3 protein-coding genes are annotated in these 3,748 nt (G+C 71.3%); 1 reads left to right on the forward strand and 2 read right to left on the reverse strand.

The genetic code is table 11. The features are described from left to right. Both G6023_RS12950 and G6023_RS12955 read right to left on the reverse strand, forming a co-directional pair. Positions 1-1,502: PH domain-containing protein (locus G6023_RS12950; RefSeq protein ID WP_182635885.1), on the reverse strand; the 1,502-nt coding region annotated here is incomplete at its 3' end. After that, positions 1,499-2,155: a PH domain-containing protein gene (locus tag G6023_RS12955; protein WP_096905226.1), complete on the reverse strand. Its 657-nt coding sequence runs from the start codon at positions 2,153-2,155 to the stop codon at positions 1,499-1,501. The genes G6023_RS12950 and G6023_RS12955, both read right to left, overlap by 4 nt. Positions 2,156-2,254: 99 nt before the next feature. Between G6023_RS12955 and cofG the strand changes: the two genes are divergently transcribed. Then, a partial coding sequence (gene cofG / locus G6023_RS12960) for a 7,8-didemethyl-8-hydroxy-5-deazariboflavin synthase CofG (RefSeq protein ID WP_182635887.1) occupies positions 2,255-3,748 on the forward strand: 1,494 nt, incomplete at its 3' end.

Below are 3,748 nucleotides of genomic sequence, written 5' to 3' on the forward strand. Positions count from 1 at the left end.
GTGCGCTGGAACACCGACTGGGTGACGGTCCAGCCGATGATCCCGTCCGCCTCGAGAACGGACCGCTTGGCGGTCCACGACCCGTTCGAGGTCACCAACATCTCCGGCAGCAGCGCGTGTCCGAGCATGCGGATACGGTCCACCGACAGCGCCACGAAGAACACCAGTGCGGCGGGGATGCCCCAGTGCACCCAGATGTCCGCCGACGGGCCCGAGTCGATCCGCACCAGCACGATGATCCCGGCGACGATCCAGAACGGGAGCAGGCCCCGGGTGATCCGCCGACGGGAGGCCTTCCACGGGTGCCGCCGCAGCGGGACGGTCACCGGCGTCTCGTTTCCGAGGATGCGGATCGCCACCCGGCGCACGTCCGCGATCGGCGCCTGCGGCAGCAGGGTGGACGCGGTGGCGCCCTTCTTGGTGCCCGTCATGATGGGTTCCAGCCGGCCGCCGCCGAGCATCCGCAGGTAGACCGGCAGCCGCATCTCCACGCCGCGCAACCGCGCCTTGTCGAGGGCGATGTGCTTGCGCCGCAGGATGCCGTTCTGGACGTAGAGCAGCTGGCCCCGGTCGGTCAGCGCGTACTTGCCGTACCGGATGGCGTAGGTGATGATCGCCAGCACGCCGGCGACCAGCCAGATCGCGACCCCCTTGCCGACGAACGCCCAGGGTTGCCCCAGTGAATCCAACCAGTCGATGGTCCCCTCGACCACCGCCAGGCCCATGATGCGGTCGTGCATGTCGCCCATCTGCCAGGTGATGAGCCACAGGGAGAACAGCACGCCGAACCCGATGAAGGAGAACGGCGCGAACCGTGACCAGGTGACCTTCCACCGGGCGATGTCCTCGCCGTACTTCGATCCCCACTGTTCCTCGTCCTCCATGTCGAGCGAGGGGTCCATGGCGCGTCGGTGTTCGAGGAGCTCGTCCCGCAGCGGGTCGACGAGTGTGGTGTCGATGGCGTCGAGGCGGAACCGCTCGGCGTCCGACTTCCCGGAGTCGGCCCGCCCGGTCCCCACCTCCACGATCGAGACCTTGAGGACCCGGTGGAACAGGTCGGACTCGGTGTCGACGCTCCGGATGCGCTGACGGGCGACAGTGACCACCTGTCGACTGAAGAAGCCCTTCTTCAGGATGATGTGGGTGCGGCCGACCTGATAGCTGGTCGACAGCCACCGCAGGACACCGCTGAGGATCACCAGCGAGACCACGATAATCTCGAACCAGTAGTTGCTCCGGTTGGAGCCCAACCACAGGGAGATGAGGAACAGCGGGAGCAGGCGCGTGAGCATGCCCAGCGGGTACACGAGCAGCATGCGCCAGGACAGGCGTTGCCACGGGGCCTCGGGGTCGATCTTCTCCCCGATCGCGGGTTCGTCGGCCGAGAGGACCTCTTCCGCCGGTTCGGCTTCCGGAGCCGGGGCGGTGCCAGCGGAGGTGACGCCCTCGTCGTCGTCGTCCGACCCCGCCGTCACCCCGGCCGCCGTCTCGGGCCCGGTCACGTCCCGTCCTCCGAGTCCAGGTTGGCGATCGCGATGAGGTGCTGGGCCAGCGCCTCGGCGTCGGCCAGGTTGAGCCCGCGGATCTCCACCGTGCCCTGGGCGGACGCGGTGGAGGCGTTGACGGTCGCCAGGCCGAACCACCGCTCGAACAGCGTGCGCGTCGTGTACACGGTCTGCAGACGGGCCAGCGGCGCGATGCGGAACTGGGTGGTCCACCACCCCTTGCGTGAGCACACCGCCGTGTCCGAGACGTCCCACCGGGCCACGATGTATCGCCACCACGGCGCCACGACGATGCCCATGAACGCGAACGGCACCGTCACCGCCAGCGCCACCCAGTTCCAGAACGCCATGACGTTGTCGCCCCAGAAATACCAGCCGACCTGCAGGCCCGCGAGGACCGCCCAGGACCAGATCCCCTCGATCACGAAGAGCAGCGGCGTGCGCTTCTCGATCCGGTGCCGCGGCGCGGTGACCAGCACCCGGTTGTTCGTCAGCAGTGCATCGCCGGTGTCCGGCAGTTCGCCGCCGGCGTCCCGCTCGTCGAGCGTCGGGCGCGGCGCGCGGAGCGCGTGTGCACCCCCGTCGGCTGCGGCCGGGCTGGACACCAGGGGGTCCCCGTTCGTGCGGAGGGGGACTGCGTGATCGGGCATGACGGTAAGACTAGTGGGCGGGCGCACGCGTCAGGCCCCTGACCACCCGTGGAGCACCGGCCGCTCGCCACGCACGCGAGGTGGGGCATCATCACGGGCATGGATCACGTACCGACCCCCGCCGATCCCCGGCCAACGGCGTCGGCCATGCGGCGCGCCCTGCGCCGAGCCTCCGACGGGCTCACCCTGGACGTCACCGAGGCTGCCGTGCTGCTCGCCGCGCGGGGCGAGGACCTGGCGCGGCTGACCTCCCTCGCCGCGGCCCGCCGGGACGCCCGCCTGGTGGACGAGGGGCGCCCCGGGGTGGTGACGTACTCCCGCAAGGTGTTCGTCCCGCTGACCCGCCTGTGCCGGGACCGCTGCCACTACTGCACGTTCGTCACCGTGCCGGGCAGGCTCCGCGCGGCGGGCGAGGGCATGTTCCTCGACCCCGACGAGGTCGTGGACCTGTGCCGCCGCGGCGCGGAGGCCGGGTGCAAGGAGGCGCTGTTCACCCTCGGGGACCGGCCGGAGGACCGGTGGCCCGAGGCCCGGGAGTGGCTCGAGTCCCGCGGCTTCTCCTCGACGCTGGACTACGTGCGCGCGATGGCGATCCGGGTGCTGGAGGAGACCGGGCTGCTGCCGCACCTCAACCCGGGCGTGATGAGCTGGTCCGAACTGTCCACGCTCAAGCCGGTCGCCCCGTCGATGGGCATGATGCTCGAGACCACCGCCACCCGGCTGTTCACGACCCCGGGCGAGTGCCACTACGGCAGCCCCGACAAGGATCCGGCCGTACGGCTGCGCACCCTCACCGACGCGGGCCGCCTCGCCGTGCCGTTCACCACCGGGATCCTCGTGGGGATCGGGGAGAACCGCACCGAGCGGGCGGAGAGCCTGCTCGCGCTGGCAGGGCTCGCCCGCGAGTTCGGTCACCTGCAGGAGGTGATCGTCCAGAACTTCCGCGCCAAGCCGGACACCGCGATGCGCGCCGCGGACGACGCGGACACCGACGAGTTCCTCGCCGCGATCGCCGTCGCCCGACTGGTTCTCGACCCGCGCGTGGCCGTGCAGGCCCCGCCCAACCTCGTCGACCGCGACGACGTGCTGGCCCTGATCGACGCCGGCGTGGACGACCTGGGCGGCATCTCACCGCTCACCCCGGACCACGTCAACCCGGAGCGGCCGTGGCCGCATCTCGACGAGCTCACCGCCGACCTCGCCGCGCGCGGGTGGACGCTCACCGAACGACTCACCGCGCATCCCCGCTACGTCGGTGCGGGAGACGCGTGGATCGACCCGCGGGTGGCGGGCCACGTCCGTGCGCTGGCGGACCCGTCGAGCGGGCTCGCCGTGGTGGGGGACGACGACGAGGTGGTGCAGCCGCAGGGACGGCCCTGGCAGGAGCCCGACGACGACTGGGACTCGAGCGGACGGACCGATCTGCACACGGCGATCGACTCCGAGGGCCGCAATACGGACACCCGGTCGGACATCGGCGAGGCCTTCGGCAACTGGGACGTCATCCGGGCCCGCGCGGCGGAACTGGGGGCGGCGGCACTCGTCCCCGAGCGGGCCGACGCCGAGGTCGTGGCCGCGCTGCGTGCCGCCGAG

It is taken from the genome of Dietzia sp. DQ11-71 (genome assembly GCF_014144995.1).
Taxonomy (GTDB): domain Bacteria; phylum Actinomycetota; class Actinomycetes; order Mycobacteriales; family Mycobacteriaceae; genus Dietzia; species Dietzia kunjamensis.

Excerpts from the sequence above, each read along its gene's own strand:
- G6023_RS12955 (WP_096905226.1), bottom strand. The coding sequence starts at position 2,155 with ATGCCCGATCACGCAGTCCCCCTCCGCACGAACGGGGACCCCCTGGTG.